Annotated in this window: 22 protein-coding genes; 5 read left to right on the forward strand and 17 right to left on the reverse strand. The window is 52.5% G+C overall.

The genetic code is table 11. From position 1 onward, the window contains the following. Positions 1-172: 172 nt before the first annotated feature. From MKX98_RS32365 to MKX98_RS32400, 8 genes are all read right to left on the reverse strand, one after another. Positions 173-1219, reverse strand: a complete 1047-nt coding sequence (locus MKX98_RS32365; protein ID WP_194540033.1) for a glycoside hydrolase family 18 protein — start codon at positions 1217-1219, stop codon at positions 173-175. 21 nt (positions 1220-1240) lie between these two features. After that, positions 1241-3859 (reverse strand): transglutaminase domain-containing protein, encoded by a 2619-nt coding sequence (locus MKX98_RS32370; protein ID WP_339220461.1) that lies wholly within the window; start codon positions 3857-3859, stop codon positions 1241-1243. An 8-nt stretch (positions 3860-3867) separates the two neighbouring features. Further along, positions 3868-4890: a carbohydrate-binding family 9-like protein gene (locus tag MKX98_RS32375; RefSeq protein WP_339220463.1), complete on the reverse strand. Its 1023-nt coding sequence runs from the start codon at positions 4888-4890 to the stop codon at positions 3868-3870. 63 nt (positions 4891-4953) lie between these two features. Then, positions 4954-6240: an alpha-L-fucosidase gene (locus MKX98_RS32380; RefSeq protein WP_339220465.1), complete on the reverse strand. Its 1287-nt coding sequence runs from the start codon at positions 6238-6240 to the stop codon at positions 4954-4956. A gap of 61 nt (positions 6241-6301) precedes the next feature. Next, on the reverse strand, positions 6302-7687 hold the full coding sequence (locus MKX98_RS32385) for an alpha-L-fucosidase (RefSeq protein ID WP_194540037.1): 1386 nt from the start codon (positions 7685-7687) through the stop codon (positions 6302-6304). Positions 7688-7834: 147 nt separating this feature from the next. After that, positions 7835-9445 (reverse strand): extracellular solute-binding protein, encoded by a 1611-nt coding sequence (locus MKX98_RS32390; RefSeq protein WP_071218757.1) that lies wholly within the window; start codon positions 9443-9445, stop codon positions 7835-7837. 43 nt (positions 9446-9488) lie between these two features. Then, entirely contained in the window at positions 9489-10397 is a 909-nt protein-coding gene (locus MKX98_RS32395; RefSeq protein WP_071218756.1) for a carbohydrate ABC transporter permease, read from the reverse strand. A 15-nt stretch (positions 10398-10412) separates the two neighbouring features. Next, positions 10413-11384 carry an ABC transporter permease subunit gene (locus MKX98_RS32400; protein ID WP_113057797.1) on the reverse strand — a complete coding sequence of 324 codons (972 nt, stop codon included), beginning with the start codon at positions 11382-11384 and terminating at the stop codon, positions 10413-10415. A gap of 422 nt (positions 11385-11806) precedes the next feature. On the opposite strand from MKX98_RS32400, the gene MKX98_RS32405 reads away from it, so the two are divergent. Further along, positions 11807-12841, forward strand: a complete 1035-nt coding sequence (locus MKX98_RS32405; RefSeq protein WP_339220469.1) for a glycoside hydrolase family 18 protein — start codon at positions 11807-11809, stop codon at positions 12839-12841. A gap of 460 nt (positions 12842-13301) precedes the next feature. Here the strand turns inward: MKX98_RS32405 and MKX98_RS32410 are convergent, their stop codons facing one another. Further along, a complete protein-coding gene (locus MKX98_RS32410) occupies positions 13302-13520 on the reverse strand; it encodes a DUF378 domain-containing protein (protein ID WP_071218753.1) in 219 nt (72 codons plus the stop codon). Between the two features lie 162 nt (positions 13521-13682). Next, on the reverse strand, positions 13683-14579 hold the full coding sequence (locus MKX98_RS32415; RefSeq protein ID WP_339220471.1) for a LysR family transcriptional regulator: 897 nt from the start codon (positions 14577-14579) through the stop codon (positions 13683-13685). Positions 14580-14738: 159 nt separating this feature from the next. On the opposite strand from MKX98_RS32415, the gene MKX98_RS32420 reads away from it, so the two are divergent. Together MKX98_RS32420 and MKX98_RS32425 are read left to right on the forward strand one after the other, a co-directional pair. Continuing rightward, positions 14739-15782: a putative sulfate exporter family transporter gene (locus MKX98_RS32420; RefSeq protein ID WP_194540041.1), complete on the forward strand. Its 1044-nt coding sequence runs from the start codon at positions 14739-14741 to the stop codon at positions 15780-15782. Between the two features lie 278 nt (positions 15783-16060). Beyond that, entirely contained in the window at positions 16061-17530 is a 1470-nt protein-coding gene (locus MKX98_RS32425) for an alpha-amylase (RefSeq protein ID WP_194540042.1), read from the forward strand. A gap of 133 nt (positions 17531-17663) precedes the next feature. On the opposite strand, the gene MKX98_RS32430 is transcribed toward MKX98_RS32425, so the two are convergent. Next, positions 17664-18563 carry an ABC transporter permease subunit gene (locus tag MKX98_RS32430; protein ID WP_339220473.1) on the reverse strand — a complete coding sequence of 300 codons (900 nt, stop codon included), beginning with the start codon at positions 18561-18563 and terminating at the stop codon, positions 17664-17666. Between the two features lie 6 nt (positions 18564-18569). Next, positions 18570-19490: an ABC transporter permease subunit gene (locus tag MKX98_RS32435; RefSeq protein WP_339220474.1), complete on the reverse strand. Its 921-nt coding sequence runs from the start codon at positions 19488-19490 to the stop codon at positions 18570-18572. 264 nt (positions 19491-19754) lie between these two features. On the opposite strand from MKX98_RS32435, the gene MKX98_RS32440 reads away from it, so the two are divergent. Beyond that, complete coding sequence (locus MKX98_RS32440) at positions 19755-20231, forward strand: glutathione peroxidase (RefSeq protein WP_339220476.1); 477 nt, start codon at positions 19755-19757, stop codon at positions 20229-20231. A 163-nt stretch (positions 20232-20394) separates the two neighbouring features. Here the strand turns inward: MKX98_RS32440 and MKX98_RS32445 are convergent, their stop codons facing one another. Next, entirely contained in the window at positions 20395-22368 is a 1974-nt protein-coding gene (locus MKX98_RS32445) for a beta-L-arabinofuranosidase domain-containing protein (RefSeq protein WP_339220478.1), read from the reverse strand. Between the two features lie 136 nt (positions 22369-22504). On the opposite strand from MKX98_RS32445, the gene MKX98_RS32450 reads away from it, so the two are divergent. Continuing rightward, a complete protein-coding gene (locus tag MKX98_RS32450) occupies positions 22505-23329 on the forward strand; it encodes an AraC family transcriptional regulator (protein ID WP_339220480.1) in 825 nt (274 codons plus the stop codon). 184 nt (positions 23330-23513) lie between these two features. Here the strand turns inward: MKX98_RS32450 and MKX98_RS32455 are convergent, their stop codons facing one another. The 4 genes from MKX98_RS32455 to MKX98_RS32470 form a co-directional block, all read right to left on the reverse strand. Beyond that, positions 23514-23915, reverse strand: coding sequence for a VOC family protein (locus tag MKX98_RS32455; protein WP_194540048.1), 402 nt, complete (start codon positions 23913-23915; stop codon positions 23514-23516). A gap of 28 nt (positions 23916-23943) precedes the next feature. Beyond that, positions 23944-24441, reverse strand: coding sequence for an SRPBCC domain-containing protein (locus MKX98_RS32460; protein ID WP_220687565.1), 498 nt, complete (start codon positions 24439-24441; stop codon positions 23944-23946). A gap of 98 nt (positions 24442-24539) precedes the next feature. Next, a complete protein-coding gene (locus MKX98_RS32465) occupies positions 24540-24884 on the reverse strand; it encodes a metalloregulator ArsR/SmtB family transcription factor (protein WP_220687222.1) in 345 nt (114 codons plus the stop codon). Positions 24885-25043: 159 nt separating this feature from the next. Continuing rightward, complete coding sequence (locus MKX98_RS32470; RefSeq protein WP_194540050.1) at positions 25044-25784, reverse strand: HAD family hydrolase; 741 nt, start codon at positions 25782-25784, stop codon at positions 25044-25046. Positions 25785-25803: the final 19 nt, after the last annotated feature.

The following is a 25803-nucleotide window of genomic DNA, read 5'->3' on the forward strand; positions in this document are numbered from 1 at the left end:
CTGAAGGAGTATATCGGATAACGGTTTCGGACAATGGCTAAGAAGTGTGCATCCGGTAGCGGTTCCGCCGCATAAATAGAAACCTCCCCTGAGCGGCACTGTTCAGGGGAGGTTTTCGTATGTTTTAAACTCATATCCGAGTCATCAGATTCACAGGAACCCGTCACTATTCCTATTTACCGGCTAAATTGTCTTGAAGTCCTTGATGCATAGCACCCAACAGGCGATGGGTCGAATCACACCCGTATTCCCAGAACATGATCCCAGCCAAGCCTTGTTCCTTCACATAATCGCATTTGCACTGAATCGATTCCTCATCGTCATATGAAATCAGGCTGGAGCCATTAAAGAGGTACGGTGCACAGGCTTCCTCATCCCAATAACGAATGTAGCCGTTCTTGTTGATGTAATCCGCAGCCAGCTCGGCGAAGGCCGGCCCATAACCGCCCGTGCTGCCGGCCATTTGGTGAAGGCCGTGGTTTCGGTCCGGAACCTCGTTCCATACACGGGAATAGAATGCGGCACCGATGACGATCTTCTCCTTCGGAACACCGGCGCGAACAAACAGGTTCACGGAAGCATCCGTGCTGATTCGGAACAGATCACCGGTTGGCGTGTACAGATTCGTATGATGTCCGGTCAGAACCTGAAACCCGCCGCGCATATCATAGGTCATCAGCTGGATGAAATCGAGGTACTGCTGCACCTCAGCCATCTCTGTGCCGTCTACATAGTACTGGTCAGCCCCTGCCGCTATCGTGAGCAGATAATGACGGCCATCCCGGGAGCCCTTGGCATCCAGCGCCTCCCGGATCGTCTTCAGCAGCAGGGTGAAATTCCGTTTATCGTCAGGACTCGACCCTATGCCGGCCTCACCGTAACAAGGATACTCCCAGTCCAGATCGATCCCGTCAAAAGGATATTCCTCCAGCACCCGTACGGCGGATGCGGCCATTCGCGCCCTTCCGCCTTCGGTTGAGGCTGCTTCTGAGAAACCACCGGCGCTCCAGCCGCCAACCGACAGAAGCACCGTAAGATTCGGGTGATCCCGTTTGATGTTCCGGACAACTTCGCCGTTCTTCAAATGCTCGGTGGTGATCTCATCATTTTTTACATGACCGAAGGCTACGTTCAGATGCGTCAACTTCAGCAAATCCTCTTGCGTCATATCGGGAAGAACCGAATCGACGGCGTAACCCGCCACAATATACTTCGTCATTACTCTTCACTCCGATCCCTTCTAGGGTTGTAATATCGCGGTCGCAATCTGCAGGGCTTCCTTCCCGGTGCCGATCTTATATCCGGAAGCCGAATAACGGATTTGATCCTCACTGTCCAGGACGAACAGATGAGGATAACCGGCTTCATGGGCTGCTGGATTCGGGATGAAGCCCGACAAGGAAGCATAACTGGAATCCCGTACAAAAACGGTGCGTGCCGGCAGCTTCGGATAGCTTGCCGGATCAAAGGAAGCCGTCCACTCCGCATTCCCGATTATCAGCACAATCGGCAGGCCCAGCTTATCCAGCGGCTCGGCCAGCTCGCTGAGCTCGCGGAGAAGATGCTTGGTCGGCTCCCGCTCCGGTTCGATCCAGGCAGCAAGAGCACCCTCGGATCCCAGAAGATCTTTAAGATTGGCTCCCGTTCCGTCCAATCGGGTAAGCGTACTGCCCGGAGACAGTGTGCCCAGCACCGGAATGTCAACCGCCGTCTCACGATAGGTCAGCGCCACGCGCGCGGTGTCTCCGGCACGCACGGTAAAGTACGTGAAGCGCACTCTTACCGTTCCGTCCTTCAGCCGGATGCCCGACATTAGGCGGTACGAACCCGGTTCAACCTCATATGGCTCATCGTAAACATCGGTGCTGCCATAAGGATACACGAGCGTTTTGTACACGCCGTCTTCCAGGCGGGCGAAAGTAAAGTTCTCGGCATAGGATGCAGCCGGCGTGTCCTGCGAGCCTTTCGGATCCCTGAGGAGCTGCAGCATCCCCCAGCTTGAGCTCTCCTGATTCCGCGACGAGTTCAGACGGAAGATTGCATCTTCCCAGCCTCCAGCACATAAGTACTGCGGCTTCTGCTCGCTCGGATGCAGTCGGGCAGGAATCCCCAGACTGCGGCATACCGCCACAAACAGGATGTCCAGCGACTGCTCGTCTCCCTTCATGAGACTGTATGTGCCTGCCGGATTCCCCTTACCCTTCAGGTTAGGAAGGTCGTCTGCATATGCATAACCCTTCTCCAAACGTCCGGCAAGCGCAGAAGGATCCTTCCTGAATGCCGCTGCTTCTGCAGCCGTAAAGGCATCGCCGAATACGCGTCGATACGGAACCAGCATTTCATAAGAAACCCGCGGACACAGAATGTACTTCACGAAGGTATCCTCATCCCACTCTCCACGCTGAGCGAGCGCACCCATCAGATGATCATCCAGCGTCTGCCGGAAGGTATCAATCAAATCCTTTTCGTTCAGCGACTCCAGCAGCAGCAGCGGCCACTCGCCATAATCGCCGGTACGCTCCTCCAGGAATGCGGCGATTTCCCTGCTGTTGCCCCTGGCTTTTTGAAGAACGTCCCATACCCGCTCCGGAGGCAGTCCTAGTGACTGAGCCAGCGTGAATGCCTCTTCTTCGCTCAGGAATGTACCCTCATATTCGGTCCGGACCTTCGTCCCTTCCTCCAGACGACGGTTATGAGCCCGGATCCTCTCTTCCGGCAGCGCCGACGCGGCATCTCCTTCTCCCTCCGGCGGAGGAACCATATCGAAATCCACAATCCCTGACGGCTGTTCGGATGAATCAAGCACAAATTCGATATGTTCGCCGTCCTGAGTCTTGAACAGGATTTCACTCCATTTGCCGCCGCTGACCGCGCGAACCAAGAGGTCGCCATAACCGGTTTTAAAGGAAGCCTTCCCTTCCTCATCGGTCTTGATTTCGGCAATCGGGTAAAATTCGGCCATATTATACAGCTCAAATCGAACGCTTGCGCCGGATACGGGCTCTCCCTGCTTATCCTTCACGCTGACGTAAAGGGTGCGGGCCGGCGCATAGTTCTCCAGTAAATTAATCTCTGTAAATCCCTTTTCATTGAGGGTAATATCCTCCGGTCCGGGATAATCGGCAAATATTCGCGTATTGATCAGCATCGCCCTGCGTGCCGGCGGACTGAACCAGCCTTGATTCAGGCGGGCTTCCGGTTCGCATGCCCCAATGTAATACCACTGGCCGTCCGCCCATGCTTCCACCCAGGCATGGTTGCTGTCGCAATGTGCCCAGCGCGGCGTATAAACCTGACGCGCGGGGATCCCAATGCTTCGAAGCGCGGCCACCGCCAGCGTGGACTCCTCGCCGCAGCGTCCGCGTGCGTTCCGGATCATCGTCAGCGGCGAAATCGTCCGCAGATCGCTGCCGATATAGGTCGCCTTCTCATGACACCAATAATTGGTTTCCAGAATGGCATCCGCCATCGATAACTTCGCCGTCCGTTCGGCCAGTTCGTTGTAGAGAATACCGCGGAAATCCTCAATATTCTCCGTATTGACCCGGTAAGGAAGCACAAAGTGCAGGAACAAATGATCCGGCACACGCTCGCCCCAAGGCACGCGCTTACGGATGTCCAATGCTTGACGCACATGACTCAAGAACAATTGCCCATCATAGTCGGCCATGTCGTTCACCGGCATGTAGGCAAACAAATATTTCAGAGCCCAAGTTTCTTCTTCGGTCAGCTCCTGCTCAAAAACATGAAACAGCTGATCTTTGCGGGCTTCCGCAAAGACTACCTTCTCCCGGAACTTTTGCTCGATCCGCTCTTGTGTCTGCGAATCCAGCGAGAATACCGCGGTTTGGCTGGTCATCCTTAAGCTCACTCCTTCCATAGCTTTCCGTCTTCCCGAATGCAGATTAGAGCCGTGCCGTCCGACGAAGGGGCGCTAATCTGGAACAGGCTGCGGGTCGTTTCAATCACAGGCTGGATGCTCCATGAATCCTCGCCCATGAGCTGCTGTGCATCCTTCGTAAATTCACCCTGGGTTTCATAATAATTTCGCTGCCGGTAATAGAGTCTCCGCAGCTCCCACTTGATCCGTTCGTCTTCCGGAAGCGAGAACGGCTGGCGTTCCTCGCCATCGGCGAATACGACGTAACCCCACAGCTCCGGGTAATGCATATTGATGATGCCCATAGGCGACCATACCCAATTGTCCTCCGGATAAGGCTTGCCTGTCTCCGGATTCAGCACCTTGCGATATTCGCCGTCTTGTATCTCGGTCTGCCATTCCACGCGCGAGAAGTTGACGCGCCAGAACTCACCTGGTGCAGGACGGCGGCCGCCTTCGGCACATTCCTTGAGACTAGCCCAAGGAATTGCCACCTCCACGCTCCATTTCCGATTATCGGCGCCCGGTCGGTTCAGCTCCCCGTCGATAAACACCGCCGTCTTAAGACCGCTGATGTCCCAGCCGTTGACCGGAGGTCCGCCATCCCGGTACGGTTTCACGAGCAGCAAGTCCCACACCGTGTTCAAGGCATTAATCTCGAATTCATAATATTGATGGCTGTCTCCGTCCGGATCAATGAATATTTCAAAGTCATTATCATAGAAAATAACCGAATCGCGTTCCGTCAGCGTCGCCCATATCTGATCCTCGATCAGCTCCGCGGCAAAATAGAAATACTCGTCGTCCCACAGCATTTTGACCCGGGTCCGCTTGGCCGGCTTCGGCCTTAGGTCCCCCTCGATATCTACGAAATCATCGGTCCACTCCGCCGCATCCCAGAACGCCTTATCCACGCGACCGTCCAGCACGAGCGGCTGCCCCGCACGCTTGCATATATAATGCTTGGGAGCATACTCAATCCTTGGCTCCGGCACACCACTTCTGTTCATGTCATTCTCTCCGCTTCATGAGGGAGGCTTGGCACCTATTAAGCGCGTCCCTCCCCGTGATGGTTAGTTATGCGTGACAACGGCTCCCGTGCCGCCGTACATCTCCAGCTCTTCGTCAAACTCCAGCTTAAGAACCGTCACCTGCTCATGCGCGTCTTCAGGAGTCATCTTAATCCACGTCGTCCCCGGGATATTGAACCAAGGCACGCCCCCATGGATCTCGTGGGTAAGCTCCTTGCCCGAATGCAGCACGGTAATTTTCTTGATCGGGTTGCACAGCCCCTTGATGCACACATTTTCTTTCGGATCGTCATAGACAAACAGGTACAATGTCTTTGTGTCCTCGGAAATCGTGCTTCCCCCCAGATAATAGCGGGTCATAATGCCTTCGCCCGTTCCGAATACGGCCTCCTCATGGGTCCGGATCCACGCGCCCAGCCCAAGCAGAATGTCCTCCTGCCTTGGATCGATGGTGCCGTCCTCGCGCGGACCGATATCCAGCAGCATATTGCCGCCCATCGAGATGCAGTCGCAGAACATCCGAATGATCTGGTTCAATGATTTGTATTTATGATCGGTCGGCACATAACCCCACGAACTGTTGATCGTTGTGCAGAATTCCCAAGGCCCCTCCGGTCTCGTGATCGGAATGCCCTGCTCCGGCGTTTTGTAATCACCGTGGCCCTGAAGCCGTGAGTTGATGATGATATCCGGATTGAAGGATTGCAGGTACTGCTTGAACTCCGGCAGATTCCACTGCTCGGCACTCCGTTCCCAGTCGCCATCGAACCACAGCAGATCCACCTTCCCGTAATTCGTCAGGATCTCCCGCAGCTGGTTGTTATTAAACTCCAGGAATTTCTGCCACTTCTCCTGATCCTGAACACCGTCCACGGGACTGGTGTGCGGGTTGACGCTGCTGAGATCCTCCGGTACCCGGCCTCCTTCAAACACGCTTGGATAATCCGGATGCGACCAATCGATTAGAGAGAAGTACATGCCAAGGTGAATACCCTTCTCCCTGATCGCTTCCGCATACTCCCGCACGATATCCCGATTGGCCGGCGTCCGCTTGACCACGTTAAGATCGCTGTACTGCGTATCCCACAGCGCAACGCCATCATGGTGCTTCGTTGTCAGCACGGCATACCGGGCGCCGGATTTCTCGATCAAATCCGCCCATTTCTCCGCATTGAATTTCGATGCCGTAAAACCGTCCAGCTGCTTCATGTACTCGTCGTACGTGATCCTCCCGTTATAGAAGGACCAAGATTCCGAGACTCCGTCCACGGCATAGATGCCATAGTGAATGAAGATGCCCAGCTTGGCTTCTTCGAACCATTTCTGCATATCTGTCCACACCTCTTCTTAAGTCCTTGTACGTGAAAAACACGTTTATATAACCCGCCTCTTAACGAAACCGCAATACATGCGCGATCGGCGCCAGCCCCTGACGCTCCTGATCCGGAAGTCGGACCGCGACGCCATCGTCCGTGCGGCGATAATCCAGCGCCTCCTGACCCCCGACCAGATCTATGCGGCTGAACGCCGTCTGAATCGGAATGTGCAGCTCCTCAGGAACGGCTTCTTGCTCATTTCGATACAGATAAATGGCGTAGGTGGTATCGCCTTTTTGGGTAAACTGGACCGCGCCGGAGGAATACGGCTCACAGACACGGGTCCCATAGATGGCCTCCCCATAGACTTTCAGCCACTCTCCCATGCCCTTCATTCGTGAAATGGCCGTCTCGGGCAGCCTTCCGTCCGGCTGCGGGCCCACATTGAGCGCTAGATTTCCGCCTTTGGCCACGATCTCGGCCAGCAGGTGAATGAGCTGACGCACCGTTTTGTAACGATCCTCGTAGCGGAAGGAGAAGGAAGTTCCCATCGTGATGCAGCTCTCCCACGGCACATGAAGGGCACGCTCAGGAAGGGTCTGCTCCGGCGTGATCAGATTCTCGTAAGGCCCGCCGACCGTGCGGTCCGCCGAGAGAAGCCAAGGCTGAATCTCACGCGCCTTCTCTACCACTTCGCCCAATCGGATATTCTGATCCCGGTAATCGTTCACCCAGCCTGCATCCAGCCACAGCACATCGATACGGCCGTAACGGGTCATCAGCTCCATGATCTGCTCATGGGTAAACTGGACAAACTGTTCCCACAGCCAAGGATATTTCTTCGGATCGTAGCTAGGGCCGCGAGAAGTGAAGCTCCCCGCTTCCATTCCCGGCGCCCAGTAGTACGGGGTATGCCAATCAGCCTTGGAGAAATAGGCGGAGATGCCGAGCCCCTTGGCACGGAATGCATCGAACAGCTCCTTCGTAATATCGGCGTGTTTATGCCTATGGAACGGACATTCCGGTCCCGTAACACGGTAATCGGTCGTATGCGTATCCCACATGCAGAATCCGTCATGGTGCTTGGTAGTAAAGTTCAAATATTTGAAGCCGTTATCGGCTGCCAGGTCAGCCCACAGATCAGGCTGAAAGCGAAGCGGGTTGAAGGTCTTGTTCAGATCAAAATACTGCCGCTTAAGCTCCTCCGCATCGATGTCCCAGTCAATGCCGTCTCGCGACCAGTCCGCGTCTTTATCGCTCAGCGCCCAAGATTCAACAAGGCCCAACTGGGAATACGGCCCCCAGTGCATCATCAAGCCCAGCTTCTGGTCCTTGAACCATTCCAAGCGTTCCAGAAGCAGCGGATCCTCCGGCTTGACCCATTTGTCCTCACTGCTGAAATTGTGCACGCCCTGCTCCACTACCGCTTGCTCTTCCTCAACCAGCTTGTTCTCCGACATGGTGTACCTCCAATAGTCATTTGTTGATAACGATATTTTTGAAGATCATTGGAACGGGCTTCGCCTGCCCCTTAAAAACAATAGCCAACCCCCGGTCATGAAGCGACCGGGATACGTTGGCTCTTTGTTTTTCATATATGCATCTGATTATTGCTCGGCGTTCCAGCGATCATACGCGCCTTGGTAAAGCTCGACGAGACGGTCGCTGCCCATTTTCTTGACTTGTGCGACGTATTTATCCCAATTCTCAAGCGGCTCTTGGCCTGTTACGAATTTGGCTTCCATCTGTTTCACGTACGTTTCCAAATCGGACAACAGCGCAGTTGCCTCGCTCTGCTCTTCATTCGTCAAATAAACGTTAGGGAATGGCGATTTGCCGATCGGCACCAGCTTCTCTTGGTTCTGCTGATCGATCCACTCATCGAATTCGGTGCGAAGACCTTTCGCAACATCCGGATCATTGACGCCAGGTGTCAAAATACCGTAGTTCGGCGTGATTTTGCCGCGATACTCCTCACGATCACCGCCGCCTGGCACTGGGAGCCATTCTTTCACGCGGTTAGCCTCATCCTTGAATTTCCATAGGGTGCCTTCCGGTCCTTGGTTAAACAGCGTAGCGCCTTCATAGCTGTACAGGTAATCGATCCAGCGCATGGTCGCTTCCGGAGCCGGGTTGCTGCTCGAAATGGCGAATGTGCCTCTTGCCGACATACCAGGATGCATGCCATATACCGGAGAGTCGGCGATTTCACTCTTCACCGGCGTCATGAGCGGATGCTCGCTGCTAGGCTCGCCGCCAAGCGTGAAGTACGCATGGTAGTCGTTAAACAGAGCCAGCTGATTGTTTTCTCCCTTGGCTTTTTTCTGATCGCCTGTTTGCGAGAAGGTTTCATGATCCAGCAGTTCTTCCTTCCACAGACGGTTCATGAACGTCAGATAGCCTTTGTAGCCTTCTTCCTGGTAAGGGTAGTGTACTTTCCCATCCTTGTCGGAATAGATGCCTTCGTTGTACATGCCCCAGAAGCCGAAGAAGTACATGCGCAGGTCATCCAGCTTGACGGAAGTCAGCGGAATCTCGTCTTTCTTTCCGTTTCCGTTAGGATCTTCTTCCTTGACGCGTTTCAAGAATGTATATAATTCCTCAGTAGTCTTAGGCTCGGACACGTTGAGCGCTTTTAAGAATTTGCCGTTATACCACATCGGGCCTCTGTACCATACAGCAGCCTTGTCGACGAACGGCAGGGCATACATATGTCCGTCCGGGGTCGTGAAGGATTTGCGGACATCCGGGTTCTCATCCAATATCTTTTTGATGTTCGGTGCATAACCTTCGTCAATGTACTTCTCCAGCGGAATGAGGATGCCTTGGCTGCCGTAAGTTACCTGCTCAGCCGGCTTCAGATCCGCCGCATAGAACATATCGGGCAAATCGCCGCTCGCAAACACCAGATTTTTCTTTGTTTCAAAGCTGTCAATCGGAGAAAGCTGATATTCCAGCTTGATGCCTGACAATTTCTCCATCTCTTGTAGTACGGGCATCGTATTCCAATCGGCTACACCGGCATCCTGTGACATGACCGTCAGCGTGATCGGCTCATCCACAATCGGGAAACCTTCCTTCTTTACCCCTTCCGTGCTGGCTGTCCCGGACGGTGCTGTAGCAGCGCCATCTCCTTTAGGTGAACCACAGGCTGCAAGCATTGTTGCTGAGAGGGTGAGGCAGAGTAAAATAGATGATGCCTTGCGAAGCTTTTTCATGACAACAACTCCCCTTTTTTGGTGTGGATTGTATGGTTTAAGATCAGCCCTTAACGGAACCAATCATAACACCCTGCACAAAATAACGTTGAAGGAACGGATAAACAGCAATAACCGGAAGTGTCGCAACGATAATGACCGCATATTTGACCAGTGCGGCAATTTCCGCTTTGGAATTCATCGCTGCTGCGGATGAGGCGTCAATCGCCCCGCCGCCCTGTGCCGCCATCTCCTGAAGAACCAGGATTTGACGCAGGAAGAGCTGAAGCGGGTACTTCGCGGCATCATTCAGATAAATCATGGCACTGAAGTAACTGTTCCAATGTCCGACGCCGTAGAAAAGTGCCATGACGGCAATAATCGGCATCGAGAGCGGCAATACGATTTTGATGAATAACCGGAAGTTCGTACAGCCGTCGATATGGGCCGCTTCCTGAAGCTCCTTCGGAATGGTCGATTGGAAGAACGTCCGGGATACAATTATATTCCATATGGACGCAGCTCCCGGCAGAATAAGAGCCCACATGCTGTTGACCATGCCAAGATCTTTCACGAGCAGGTAACTCGGAATCAGTCCCCCGCCGAAAAACATCGTAACCAGGAACACCGCCATAAAAAATCCTCTGCCCACAAAATCTGAGCGGCTTAGCGCATAGGCTGCAGGCAGCGTGACAATCAGATTCACGATCGTACCTATCACTGTATAAATAATCGTGTTCTTGTAGCCAATCCAAATGTTGGCATTCTCAAACACCCGGGCATATCCATCAAAAGTTATCCCTTTCGGAATCAGCCACATTTCACCTGAACTTACGTACTTCGGATCACTGATAGAGGCGCTGACAATGTACAGCAGCGGGTACAGCACGATGATCAGTGCAATCGTCAGATAGATGTAGTTGCATAGCAGGAATAATTTATCCCCTTTGCTTTCCCTTACCGTGGATGACATATGTTATTCCCCCTTCTACCACAGGCTGTTTTCGCTGGTGCGACGAGCGATTTGGTTCACCGCAATCAGCAGAATCGCATTAATGACCGAATTGAACAATCCGACGGCGGTAGAGAAGCTGTACTGTGCGTCAACCAGACCGGAGCGATAAACAAAAGTCGAGATGACATCGGAAGAGCTCATATTCAGCGGGTTCTGCAAGAGCAGGATTTTCTCGAATCCGACGCCCAAAATGCTGCCCATGTTCAGGATCAACAGAATGGTGATCGTTGGTACAATCGCCGGAATGTTAATATGCAGGATGCGTTTGAATCGGCTCGCACCGTCCACAACGGCAGCCTCATGCAGCTGCGGATCGACACCCGACAAAGCGGCCAGATAGATAATGGTACCCCAGCCCGCGCTCTGCCAGACGCCCGACAGCACGTACACAGTCTTAAACCAAGCGGGATCTGTCAGGAACTGCGGCGGCTGAAAGCCCAGCATTTCCACAAAATTTACGATCATGCCGGACGAAGGCGACAAGAACGTAATGATCATACCGGACATAACAACGACTGAAATAAAATGTGGCGCATACGTGACGGTCTGTACCGTACGCTTAAAGAATGAATCCTTCACTTCATTGAAGGCCAATGCCAGAATGATGGGCAGCGGAAACCCGATGGCCAGCTCATACAAGCTGATGCTCAAGGTATTCCAGAGCAAGTCCCAGAAGTAATAAGAGTTAAAGAAGCGTTCGAAGTGGTCGAATCCGACCCACGGGCTTCCCGTTATTCCCAACGTCGGGATGAAGTTTTTGAAGGCGATTTGGATCCCGTACATCGGCCCATAATGGAAAATGACAAAATACAGAAATGCCGGAGCGATAAACAAATACAGCTCCCAGTTTCGAATCATCCTCCTCCATAATGTATTTTTCTTACGATTCGGCATCGTGTTAACCGATACGCTTTGTGTCAGGGCGGATTGACCATCTTGCTGCATAGGTTGCCCCCTCCTTTTCTAATGAAAATCCGGCCATGTTTTTTCGGAAAAGCACCCCTGTTCAATGTAAAAGAAAGAGCCTTCCTGACCACACATCCTTAGCGTGCGGCTTGCCCGCTTCAGAATTGTTAACGCTTACATCCCAAGTGTATGGACTGCCGCATGATCCGTAAATATGTCATTTCTATTGTCTGTTCAAAATAGCCTAATGTGCTGGTATGACGGGCTTTTCACGTCCCACCCACTTCTGTCATTGTCGTTTTCAAGCAGGAAAACATGTGGTTTTTGCCCCCTTCCCCTCCGATAAATTGTCATTCAGGCCAATGGGATGAGCCTTGACAGATGTCATATCTGACCGTAAGTTGGAAAAATAAACCGCAAAAGCAAAACTGACATATTCTAAAAGAAATGAGGGATTACGCATGCAGCCATCCTCCTGGATTTTAGCCGGCTACGCAGGGCGCAAGGTCTTATCCGAGATCACGACCGAAGATGCCAAGCGGCTCACTCACTTAAATATCGCTTTCGCCCATATCCGAGAAGACAAGATTACGTATACCGATACGAACACCATCCACGGGATCCATCGCCTGAAAGCCGTCAATCCCGAATTAATCGTCCTGCTGTCCGTTGGCGGCTGGGGCTCCGACGGATTCTCGAAAGCGGCAGCCACGTCCGAAGGAAGACAAAGCGTGTGCGAATCGGCGATCAAGCTGCTGCAAGAGTTTCCATTCGACGGCATTGATCTGGACTGGGAGTATCCATGCTACTCGATTGCAGGAACGACCGCATCGCCAAATGACAAGAAGAACTTCACGATGCTGCTGAAGGAGCTCCGGGAAACATTGGATCAGTACGGGCGGGACGAGACACACTATCTGCTCACGATCGCAGCCGGGGCCGATCAATATTATATAGATGGCACCGATATCCGTGACATCCACCCCTATCTCGACTTCATTCAGCTGATGACGTACGATATGCGCGGCGGATTCCAGACGCTGACCGGCCACCACACCAACCTGTACACCTCCACCGGCGATCTGTTCCGAATCAGCGTCGATGCATCCGTCCGTCTGTTTACCCAAGCCGGTGTGCCGCGCGAAAAAATCGTGATCGGGGCCGCGTTCTACTCCAGGAAGTGGAATGATGTGCCGGACGTAAACAACGGATACCTCCAGGTCGCTCCCTCCTCCGGAGGTTACGGCCCGACCTATACCCAGCTCGCTGCCGAGTATTTTAGCAATCCTTCCTATAAGCGGTACTGGGACGACGAAGCCAAAGCGCCTTATTTATTCGATGGCAGCAGCTTCATTACTTACGATGATGCTGAATCTCTGACTCATAAATGCAAATACGTACAGGATCAAGGCTTGGCTGGTATTATGTTCTGGGAATACAGCTGTGATGCGACACACAGCCTGCTGGATGCCATGTATAAGGCATTCCACTCATAAAACAGAGTGGGGACCGCCTAGTTGTAACAGTTTCACTCCCCTCCAGGTGTCTTTATGTCGCTATTCGTTCGGACTCTTTCCTAATGGTGAAGGAGTCCTTTTCATTTCATTGTTTACGCAACACGGAGGATGCCGACAGATATCACGTTATGTTTCCTATCATGCCATTAACTTCCGATTGCTGCGCTGCAATGGCTTGGCTTTATTCTATGAGTTCCTTCCAAATCCCGTAAATATGTCGTTTTTATCTTTAACTATAGAGCATGCAAAGCCTCATAAACACTGGAAATTTCATACTGTATATGTTGATCTTGCACCTGACATGAGGATTACAATTCACTGACAATCTTGGATTTCGGACAGAAAAAAAGCCATTCCTGAACACGGAAAGGCTTTTTTTATCTATGAGGATATGGATATTTCTCGAAAACTATGTCATTTTTATGTGATTAAATGTAACCTATCTGGCTGTATTTCGGTCGTCATTCGTAACATCACCAAAGAAGCGGATCGAGTACAATGCACACAGACCGACAATCGTATAGATGATGCGGGAGCCGATGGAGCTCTGTCCACCAAACAATGCAGCTACCAGGTCGTATTGAAACAGGCCGACCAGAAGCCAGTTAATGCCTCCAACAATCAATAACAGCAAAGCTATTGTATTAAATGTTCTCATCGTTTAACCCTCCTTACGTCCGATTTTCACATCATTCGTTACATGTTTGTTCATCTATGATTTTAGTATCTATTTTTAACCAATTATGGCGTATGTAATCATGTCCGAACAAAAAAACATCCCCTTAACGGGGATGCTCTTGCACCGGGTCATTCTCTTCCTTTAGACCCCCTTGGGGAAACCGCGTTTATGATGCAAAAGCTCGAGAAACACCTCTACGGCCTTGGTATGATAAGGTGTTTTTTGTGTAATCCATGAGAACTGCCGTGCCACCGGTCTGCCATTCGGTACCAGCATATGCAGCGTTCCGAGTTGCACCTCCTTGCGCACCGCCCATCGCGACAGCAGCGTGACGCCAAGGCCTGCCTCCACGGATTCCTTGATCAGCTGGGTGCTTCCGAACTCCACGATATGCTGAGGGCGAATATGATACCGTGAGAACATCCGCTCCGCTGCCTCGCGGGTGCCCGATCCGGCTTCCCTGACAATCCAGGTCTCATGCGCAAGCTCGGAGAGCGATAGCTCCTGCAGATGATCATACCGCCCGTCCCGGGGAACCATCACCAGCATCTCATCCTCGGCAAAGGCCTCGATATGCAGCTTATCATCCTGATAATCTCCCTCCACAATGCCGATATCCGCCTCATGGCGCAGTATCATCTCCGCCACTTCCGTGGTGTTCCCGATCATAATCGATGGGCGGATCAAGGGATAATGTTCCCTCATATAAGCGATCAAATGCGGCAGCATATATTCCCCGAAGGTATAGCTTGAGCCAATGGACAGATTGCCGCTCGCCCGATGCATCAAATCGTCCACAAGCGTGTTCATGCGGGTGTACAGGCCCAGAATGTCCTTCGCATGATGGTATACGATCTCTCCGGCTTTGGTTAGCCGGACATATTTATTGGTTCGCTCCAGCAGCTTGGTGCCCACAGACCGCTCGAGCGCTTGGATATATTGGCTTACCGCGGGCTGTGTCATCAGCAGCTCCTCCGCCGCACGGGTAAAATTCCCCTTCTCTACCACCGTAACGAATACCTCCAATGGTTGATCCACGCTTTTTGCCTCCTTCTTCGCAATGTCCACGAATGGTTATGAGTTATATTTACCATAACATATTACTTATGATGATCATTATAATGATTTATTTTTCTTATCCATTGGAATGGGATACGATGGGTTCAGACCAACCGAACGAATCGGAGGTTACATCTAATGACAGAGCCAGCCTATTCCAAATCACAAGAACACGTCCATCGTCTGGTTCGATGGACACAGCATACGCTGCCCGCCACAGCAGGCGGCATTGCCTTTACCTTTGTCATCGCTCTCATCGGTTACGTATTAGCAAGCATGCCGGGCCTTGGCTACCTTGGCCAGCTCGCCTGGGCGATTCTCATCGCCGCAGTATATCGACAGCTGCGAGGTTACCCGGAGAGACTGCGCATAGGAATCCAATTCACGGCCAAGCGGCTGCTGCGTCTAGCAATTATTCTATATGGCCTTAAGCTGAATATCGGCATCGTGTTCCAGCAAGGCCTGGGTTTAATGATGAGGGATGTGATCAGCGTCATATTTGCCATCGCGCTCACTCTGCTGATTGCCAAATGGCTGAAAGCCGATATGTCCTTGTCCCTTCTGCTTGGCATTGGAACCGGTGTATGCGGTGCGGCGGCCATCGCCGCCGTGTCCCCGATCCTCAAGGCGAAGGAGAAGGACACTGCGCTAGGTGCGGGGCTGATTGCCTTTCTTGGAACCATTGTTGCTATCGGTTATACCCTCGTCCAGCCGCTGCTTCCCTTAACAGACACCCAATACGGCGTGTGGTCGGGTGTCAGTCTTCATGAAATCGCCCATGTAGCATTGGCAGCTGCTCCAGCAGGTGAGGACGCCCTTGCGATTAGCCTGCTCGCGAAGCTGGGACGCGTATTCTTGCTCGTACCGCTCAGTATCGCGCTTATGGTCTGGATGAAGCGCACCGGACGTATGCAGAGTCATACACGGATGGAGTTTCCCTGGTTTCTGCTGGGCTTCATGGCAGCGAGTGTACTGGGAAGCTGGGAATTTACCGGACAACCGATCATTCCCCTGCCGATCAAAGATTCGATTTCTCAGGCAGCCTCCTTCATTCTTGCCATGGCGATGGTCGGACTTGGCCTGAATGTCCACTTGAAGGATGTGCGCGGCGCCTGGCGGCCGCTGCTGGCCATGTCCATCACCACCGTGCTGCTGATTCTGCTTACTTATGCCATGGCATAAGTAAGCGAAAGGCAGCCAAAGTGTACAAAACGGAAAACCATCCCTTGCGATAGATTCTCGGCAGGGGATGGTTTTTTTGTGGTGAATAGCTGGATCCAAGCTATATTAGGATGGCCGCAATACGACAACCCCCGTCTTTTTCTTTCCATTTTAGGGTAAAACTAAATGGAGGCGGTCCGCCCATTTCGGGTGGAAGGTTTAGCTCCCCTGCTTTCTTGGGTATTTGAGCTTAGTATGCAGTAAATATGCAGAGCTATCATGATAGAGGAGATGGAAGTATGCAACGAAATCATACGATTATGCAATTCTTCGAATGGCATGTTGCAGCCGATGGCTCGCACTGGAACCGACTCAAGAACGCAGCCCCGGAGCTGAGCAAGGCGGGAATCGATGCGGTATGGATTCCTCCGGTGACAAAAGCTACGTCCGCAGAGGACAATGGCTACGGCATATACGATCTCTATGATCTGGGAGAGTTCGATCAGAAAGGAACGGTTCGCACGAAATATGGAACCAAGCAGGAATTGATTGATGCCATCGCGGCCTGCCACAAGCACGGAATTGCCGTCTATGTCGATCTAGTCATGAACCATAAGGCGGGCGCAGATGAAACCGAGCGGTTTCGGGTGGTACAGGTCGACGAGATGGATCGGACCAAGGATATATCAAAGCCATTCGAGATTGAGGGTTGGACCAAATTCACATTCCCCGGCCGAGGGGATCAATACTCCTCGTTCCAGTGGAATTTCACTCATTTTAACGGTACCGATTACGACGAAATCAGCAAACGTTCCGGCATTTACCGGATCGTCGGCGAGAACAAATCATGGAGCGATAACGTTGACAATGAATTCGGCAATTACGACTACCTGATGTTTGCCAACCTTGATTACAGCCATCCGGATGTACGCAAGGAAATGCTCGCATGGGGCAAGTGGCTGGTGGATACGCTGCAGTGCAGCGGATTCCGGCTGGATGCGATCAAGCATATTAACCATGACTTCATTAAAGAATTTGCCACTGCCATGAAGAAAAAGCGCGGAGATGATTTTTACATCGTGGGCGAGTTTTGGAATCCCGAGCTTCAGGATTGCCGAGACTTTCTGGATACGGTGGATTACAGGATCGATCTGTTTGACGTGTCTCTTCATTATAAACTCCAGGCGGCTTCCAAAGCCGGCCGTTCCTTCGACCTGCGGACGATCTTTGACGATACGCTTGTCCAATCGCACCCGATGAATGCTGTCACGTTTGTGGACAATCACGACTCGCAGCCGCAGGAATCGCTGGAATCCTGGGTGGAGGATTGGTTCAAGCAGAGCGCTTATGCGTTGATCCTGCTGCGAAAGGACGGTTATCCTTCCGTCTTCTATGGCGATTATTACGGAATCGGCGGCGAGAAACCCATTCCCGGCAAAAAGGAAGCGATTGACCCGCTGCTGTATGCCAGAGCGAATCGGGCGTATGGCCAGCAGGACGATTATTTTGACCACCCGAATACGATCGGCTGGGTCCGCCGCGGCATCCCGGAAATCGAGTTTTCCGGCTGCGCGGTGGTCATCGCCAATGGCGAAGCCGGGGATAAGCGGATGTTTGTCGGCGAGCATCGAGCCGGGGAGATATGGATGGATCTGACCCGTACACGGCAGGATCGGATTACGATCGGCAAGGATGGGTTCGCTCTTTTTCCGGTGAACGGCGGCAGCGTGTCCGTCTGGGCTCACCCGGATATTCCTGTAGAAGCGTAAACAGCAGCATTTTACACAATCAAAAAAACCGGAAGGATCGGTTTCACCAGACACTGGCAGTCCTAATAAATAGGAAAGCACCTGGCGCAAACTCTCATCCTTCCGGTTATTCGCGTTAGCGGCCACGTACCGATCAGCCTTTAACCTGAAAACGACGGCGCAGGCCTTCGCCTAACAGGTTGAACGTGATGATTAACAGCATCATGGCAAATGCGGGATACACAACGAATTGAAACTTCCCTAACCATATGTCCGCTCGATGCTTGGACAGAATGGTCGCCCAGTTATACCCGGTCTCCACGAATTCCATGACATAATAATTAACTTCCTTCCATTCATGACCGAGGAAGATGTTCACGATGGCAAGCTGGCCGAGCAGGAGCATGACCTTCCCCATATCCAAGCAGAAGTTGACGATCACCTCGGGGAACAAGACCGGAATATAATAATTCTTTGTCAACGTTCTCGTCCGAAGTCCTAACGCGGTTCCGGCCTCCATGTAAGGCTCACTTGCCATTTTGTGGGCCTGCTGCTGTATCGTAATCGCAACCCGCCCGGCCTCAACGCCGGCCAGAATCAGAATGGCCCAGCCCATCCGCTGCTGGGAGAAGAGAAAGAATGGCAGCGCAAGCAGCAGAGCCGAAGCGAAGACCGGCGGCAAATAGGAGCACAGCTGGTTCCAGAAGGTAATGAACCGGTGGACGAAGCCTTTTTTCTTACGGGCGATCAATCCCAGGGGCACGCCTATCGCATATCGAACAGCCGTAATCCCCAGCACAAGCAGGATCGTATCCTTGGCGGTCACAACCAGCTTGCTCAGATTATCGACCCCCTTCTTATCCGATCCCAGCCAGTTCTTCGAAGAAGGCTTATAGGGCGGAAGCGTCAGCTTCTGCTTCCCGTCCTTCATCACCCATCTGGAGGTTTCCTGTTTCAAATCCTTGTCGATAAAGGGCATATACGGCCCCGCCAGCATAACAAAAACAAAGAAGGCAAGCAGCGTGCCGCCAATCCATAAAGGGACATTCTTCAAATCGACTCACCTCATTTCTGATCGGGGATCAAAGTACTTGCGTGCCGATTGACTGATCCATTGGACGATCATGAACAGCACCATGAAGGAAAATGCGATATAAATAATGACACCCGGTTCATAATTGCCGCCGGTGCCGCTGAACGTATTGAAATCCAGTGCCAGAAACAATCTCCACGCCGCCCCCGGATAGTTGCGGTAATATTCCACCACGAGCAGGTTGGACAAGATGAAGACGAGCAGGCCCGGAAGATGGGTCAGGATGGTCGCGATACCGTTGCGCAGCATATGTTTGTATACGACTTTTCGGTCACTCAGCCCTTTGGCTTTAGCCAGCAGTATGTATAACTTGCCTTCCTGCGCAAGCAGAGAAGCCGACGTGATTCGGGCAATGAAGAAAATCGGGTAAATCGACACGAGCAGCGAAGGCAGCACGAAGGCCTCCCAGCCGTCAACCGCAAAATAGCGGACAGCCGGTACATGCTTAATCAGCACCCACTGGGCGATCAGCATCAGGAAAAAATCCGGAACGGATTGGAACAGCCATGTGGTCCAATGCCCCAGCACACTGAATTTGGTCTTGGACAATTTATAGTCGAGGACTCCCTTCAGAATGCCGAACACAAATCCAAGGATTAAAGCGGATACAATAACCAGCAGGCTTTTGCCGACGGCCCCAAAAGCGGCCGCTTCCGAGGACTGACCGATATATCGCGTTTCTCCCAGCGTCCCGTTCTGAATGGCGGCAACAAAAAAATCGCGAATATACGTAACATACTCACCCAGATCAAAGGAATAATTCGTCACCCACAAATTGCTGTCCAGCGACAGATTCAAATCCCTCGGAACCAGAACAATGAGGACGATGAACATAAAAGCCAGCAGGCTGGTCACCGTCGTTTTGAGCATTTGTGTTTTTAATCTCATACCGTCCTCCCACACATGATTTCAGCAGTACCCCTTTTGGTTCATTCGATAAGCACTTATTCTACTACTATCATACATCTCCTAAATAAGTCCAGATGAAAATACAAAATTTTACTTTTTATACTTCCGCATCATGTATTACACTCCAGCTTTTGTCATACAAATAGCATATAATTGCCGCTGCCGTTTCTAGCAAATTGCAATCTACAGCGAAAGAATATACTCTGATTGTATATACATCTCATTGGAGGAGGTTCTACGGCGATGTCCATCTATGAATATGAAGTAAAAACGATACGCGGCGAGTCCCAAACGCTGGAGTCTTATAAAGGCGACGTCATGCTCATTGTCAATACAGCAACCAAATGCGGCTTTGCTCCTCAATTCGACGGCCTGGAGAAGCTGCACCAAGCCTACCGCGATCAAGGATTGGCCGTTCTCGGTTTCCCCAGCAGTCAGTTCATGAATCAAGAGCTGGAGGAGGACTCCGCGATCGAGGAGGCCTGCAAGCTCAATCATGGCGTCACCTTCCCCTTATTCTCCAAAATTGATGTGAACGGCACAAGTGCCCATCCGCTCTACAGGCATCTGACGAGTGAAGCGCCCGGCGCACTCGGCATTAAAGCGATTAAATGGAACTTCACCAAGTTTCTTGTGGACCGCAGCGGCAAGGTGGTCAAGCGCTTTGCGCCAACGGATACTCCGGAAAAAATAGAAGAGGATATCAAGAAGCTGTTATAAATGCAGGGAGCCATTCGGATAAAAAAAGGGCTTGCCCGAGGTCCATCGACCTTGGGCAAGCCCTTTATGTTATGTGGTTCGGCATCGTCCATGCTTTGCCGTTGCATCCTTTGTATGCTGGTTCCTCGGTCAACTCCCTTCGGGAGAGGCGGGCTGTAGGATCTTATACCGTGTGCGGCAGCTCGCGCACCCAGACGGTCATTTCATTCTCGCCGCGGTTGCCCCATAAATAGTACGGAATGGCCTTTAATGATGCGGGAAGCCTCTTTTTCGGAGAGGAACGATACAGTTCATCGCCCCAATCATCAGACTCTTCAAGCCATCCCTCCCCTTCAATGACAACGGCTCCGCCAAGAAGATCCGGATCGAATCGGGAATGAAGCTTCGGATCGCCTGCGAGCGACAGCGAGGATACCGGCGCTCCATGATCGACGCTCTCCAAGCAATATACCAGCGGCCCGCGCTGAATCGCGGCCTTGCCGGCATTCCCCCGTATGTTGGGATTGGCTCTTACTTGATGGATCTCCATGGAGAATGCCAATTCCACGGTATCTCTCGGTGCCCACACTCTCTTCACGTAGGCATAGCCGTCTTGGGTAATATCCTCCACGGTCACCTCTTGCCCGTTCACCCGCATAACGGCTTTGCCGCGCGACCAGTCCGGAATGCGAAGAGCGACGGTCCACTCGGCTGCCTGCTCAGGCTGAATCGTAAGCGTAACATTCCCATCCCATGGCAGCGCGCTGGTCTGGGTTACCTTCACTGGCACGTTCCCGAGACGGACCTCGGCTTCGCCTCCAATGTACAGATGGGTATACAGCGTATCGTCATTCATCGTATACACGTATTCACCCAGCGACGACAGCAGTCTCGCCACATTCGGCGGGCAGCAGGCGCATGCGAACCAGCCCGGCCGAACCGGCTTCACATGGAACTTGCCCGGATTATGACGGCAGGCCGTAGGCCATACCTCAAGCGGATTCACATAGAAGAAATGACGCCCGTCCTGAGCCATGCTGCCAATGACCGTGTTGAACAGCGCGCGCTCCATCACGTCCGCATACTCCGATTTGGGTGACAGCTGCAGCATGCGCTGGGCAAAAAAGATCAGCCCGATGGATGCGCAGGTCTCCGAGTATACGGTATCGTTCGGCAGGTCATAATCCGTGGTAAACGCCTCGCCGTGATGGGTGGAGCCGATCCCGCCGGTAATGTACATCTGTTTACGGACCATGTTATGCCACAGATTAACGCAAGCCTCAAGCAGAGCAGGGTCTTTCGTTCTGGCAGCTAAATCGGCCATCGCCGTATACATGTAAACCGCGCGGACCGAATGCCCGACCGCCTCCTTCTGTTCCCTGACCGGCAGGTGGCTCTGATGATAAGCCAAATGCGGCGGATGCAGTACAGAGCGGTAGAATGACTTCTGCCCTCGCTGTTCCCACTCCTGAAGAAAGAAGTGGGGTTCCGTCCCGCGCTCATCTATAAAATACTGACTCAGACTCAAATATCTCGGCTCCTGGGTTACCTCGTACAATTTGACCAGTGCCAGCTCAATCTCCTGATGGCCGTCGAACCCATGGATTTTGCCATCCTCGGGTCCAAAGACGGTATCGATGTAATCCGCCAAGCGGCATACCACGTCCAGCAGTTTCCGCTTGCCCGTCGCCCGGTAATGCGCAACTCCGGCTTCAATCATATGGCCGGCGCAGTACAGCTCATGGCAATCCGTCAGATTGGTCCAGCGCTTCTCCGGCTCCTTCACCGTAAAATATGTATTCAGATAGCCATCCGGCTGCTGGGCAGCGGCCACAAGATCGATCAGCTCATCGACCTGCTCCTCCAGCTTCGGATCCGGATGAATGGCAAGCGAATAAGCCGCAGCCTCAAGCCATTTGGCGACATCGCTGTCTTGAAATACCATACCGCCAAATTCCCCCTCCTCCCTGCCGGCAGCAATTCGAAAATTGGACACGCCATAACTCGGTTCCACGCCCGGAATTCGATCATGGAGGGCTTCATACTGGTATGGGATCACCACTTCCCTTACCAGCTCTATGTAACGGGACCAGAAAGGGTCCGTCAGTTTCACTTGCTTAAGGGGGACGGCAGCTGAACGCGAAGTAAGAGTTATCATCTTGGATATACACTCCTTTGGGATTCGAATGATAAAGCCTCGACACTTCCCATTCTACGTTCTATGATAGGATGAAAACGATAACAGAAATGACCTAATTTCTTATACGATTTCACACTTCCCTGGAGGGGTTACCATGACAGAACGGAGCGTTCTTTCCATTCCTTCACCGCCGCTCCCCTACTTCCTTGAATCCGGAAAAACGCATTATATGCCGGGCGAGTCTCATCCCAACCGGAGAAACCTTGGCGTCTACGATCTCATCCTGGTTCAATGCGGCTGCTTGTTCCTGGGCGAGGAAGATATGCAGTGGGCGCTTGGCGCAGGGGATTGCGTTGTATTATTACCGGATGCATACCATTACGCCGTACAGGGGGGCCAGGAGGAAACCTCCTTTTATTGGCTGCATTTTCAGACAGCAGCATCAAGCGCAGCCGGCGATGATTCGATCTCACACAACATAAAGCTGCCAAAGCATGGCCCTATCCCTTATCCGGAGCAAGCCTATCAGCTGTTCGATTCCCTGCACCTGCTGGCAACGGAACCGAGGTCCACGGCATTTTGGCGCGAACAGACGCTGTTTATCGAGCTGCTGGAGCTGCTGGACCCGTCGAGATCGGATCAGGAACAATCGCGGGTACGCAAAGTCGCGGAGCAGGTTGAGTCCTATATCAAAATGCATTATCGTGAGCCCATCAGCAACGCACGTTTATCGTCCGACTTGCATTTCCACTACAACTACCTGACGCGCTGCATGAAGGAATCGCACGGCGTAACGCCTACGGAATACCTGCTTCAATACCGCCTGGACCAGGCCAAGCGGCTGCTGCTGACCACCCAGTGGTCCATGGCTCGAATCGCGGAGCATGTGGGATTTCAATATCCGCCCTATTTCTCCCGCCGCTTCTCCGCACGTTTCGGCCTATCGCCGCTGCAATTCCGAAAGCAGTACACGGAGTAAGCCGCGGCATGGGATTTGGGGCTCCGCATTGTTATATTCTTCCGTTCGGGTGGCGGTGAGGGTGAGGGACAGCACGGCTCTTGATTGAGAGCATCGAGCTGGGCAATGCCTTCCTTGCGGCTCAGCGTAAAAAGGGACAGGCCCCTTCCGGGCCCGTCCCTATACCTGAATCACCTGCTCAAGACTACGCTTCGCTTGGCAGGTTAAGCTGCCAGGATACGCCGAACTTGTCCGCGATCCAGCCGAACTTTTGGCTGAATCCATAGTTGTCCAGCGGCATCATCGCACCTCCGCCATCGATTAGTGCTCCGTACACCTTCTCGATCTCGGCTTCGGATTCGCAAGTCAGATAGATGGAGAAGGAAGGCGTGAACGTAAACTCATGCTTCACGTTGCTGTCGATGCACATGAACGTTTGTCCCTTCAACGAAAAGGTGGCATGCATGACGCTTCCCTCGGCTCCCGGCTGATCGGGGCCATAACGGGTAATGCTGATGATTTCGGAATCCTCAATAATGGAAATGTAATGGTTCATGGCTTCTTCCGCGTTGCCCTGAAACATTAAAAACGGGGTCACACTCTTCATCGATACACACGCTCCCTTATTCATTGGTTTAGGATGGATAGTTTATCTTCCCTGTCTCTAACAGCTGCTTCAGCCCCTCAAACATATAACCCCAACCATGCTCGGTTTGGTCATGGTATTCGGTCAGCGCTTTCTCAATATCCTCTGCGGTCCAGTCTTCCTCATGAGGGACAACGATCTCCTGGGAGAACGTCATTTCGCATCCTGCGTCCACGGCTTTGAACTCCACCGTAATGCGGTCCACAGTGTCGCTGAACTGGGGCATCTTGAAGGTGAGCACCAGCTTGCGCGGCCGGTCTATGACCAGATACTCTCCAATGGCCCGGTACTCCTTGCCTTCCCGCACATCAACAATCTCCCAGGTTCCGCCCACGCGCGGATCGTTACGGGCGATTTTGTTCGTCGCTTCCAGCGTAAACAACCATTTACGCATCATGTCCGGGTTTAACCAGGCATCAAATACTCTTTCCGGTGCTACCTCAAATTGACGTTTCATGACCAGCGTGGTTGTAGAGGCATTCTCCAATGTCAATCATCCTTCTCTTATCAAAAGTGGTATTGCGTCTATTTCCCTACGTTACTCATCGTTGTCCAGGATGTTCAGCGGTATTCCTAAGGATTCTTCTAGTGCTCCTCCCTCTTCGCTTTGTTCAGCTCGCGTTCAAGCACATCAAATTGCCGGGTCCAGAATCGTTCGTAGAATTGCAGCCATTCCAGCGCCCTGGACATGACACTCGGGTTCAGACGGCAGGTATGCGTCCGTCCATGGATGGACCGTTCGAGCAGGCCGGAGCGCTCCAGCACCTTGATATGCTTGGAGGCTGCCGCAAGCGACATGTCAAACGGTTCAGCCAACTCAGATACCGTCCGTTCCTGCGATGCGATCATGCGCACCATCTCTCTTCGGGTCGGGTCAGCCAGTGCATGGAAAATGTGATCCAGTTGTTCTTCATTATTTTGTTCAACCATATGGTTAACTATAATGGAACCATTTTATAAAGTCAACCAATCGGTTGAATATAGTGCAAAAAAAATCAGGCCCTTCGTTTAAAGAGCCTGGCAATAGATTTTTCGAATAATGCGGCAGCATCCCGCTTCGGCAGCGGATCAGAGGGAACGCCCACCTTTTTATCCGATAACCTCATCCAGCAGCCGCTCCAGCTCGCCATAACTCGCCACGGTATGCTGCGGTTGATGCTCCGATTCCGGCCCAACGCTCCGGTGATTGAACCAAATCACATGCCAGCCTGCAGCCAATGCGCCAACCACATCATTGCGCCACGAATCGCCGATGTAATAGGAGCTCTTCGGCTCCGTGCCGGTCAGCCGGTTCACATGGTGGAATATCCGTGGATCAGGCTTGTCCCAGCCCACCGCACCGGATACGAACAACCGCTCCTCCGGTATGAGGTCACCCAGCTGCATAGCCGCGATTTTGTTCATCTGGTGTTCTGCCGGACCATTGGTGATCAAGCCAACGACATGCCCGGCATCCGTCAATTTCTTAAGAAGCTCCCGGGCGCCTTCAAACATCGTGATGTTATACTGCCGCTCCAGGTAGGCTTGCTGTACGGTTTCCGCCTCCTCAAGGGTCAGCCCTACGCCGAATTCAGCCAGCGCTAACTGGAACCGACGTCTGCGCATATCCTCAACCGCTTCCCCGTATGCCGCCGTGCCAGCCCCTCCGAGCTCTACAGACAGCTTGTCGCTGTAATAACGCATCCGGTGATAAGCGGCTTCATATGGAAACGTGCCATCAGGGCGGGCAACCTTCTGAACGGCATCGCGAAAAGGCGCCAGATGGTCATACAATGTATCATCCACATCGAAGAAGATTCCCTTCGGTGATATTGGTGTCTTCATACGCATCCCTCTTCCTCATTCGCTC

Origin of the sequence: Paenibacillus sp. FSL W7-1332 (assembly GCF_037969785.1) — a bacterium.
Classification (GTDB): Bacteria; Bacillota; Bacilli; order Paenibacillales; family Paenibacillaceae; genus Paenibacillus_AQ.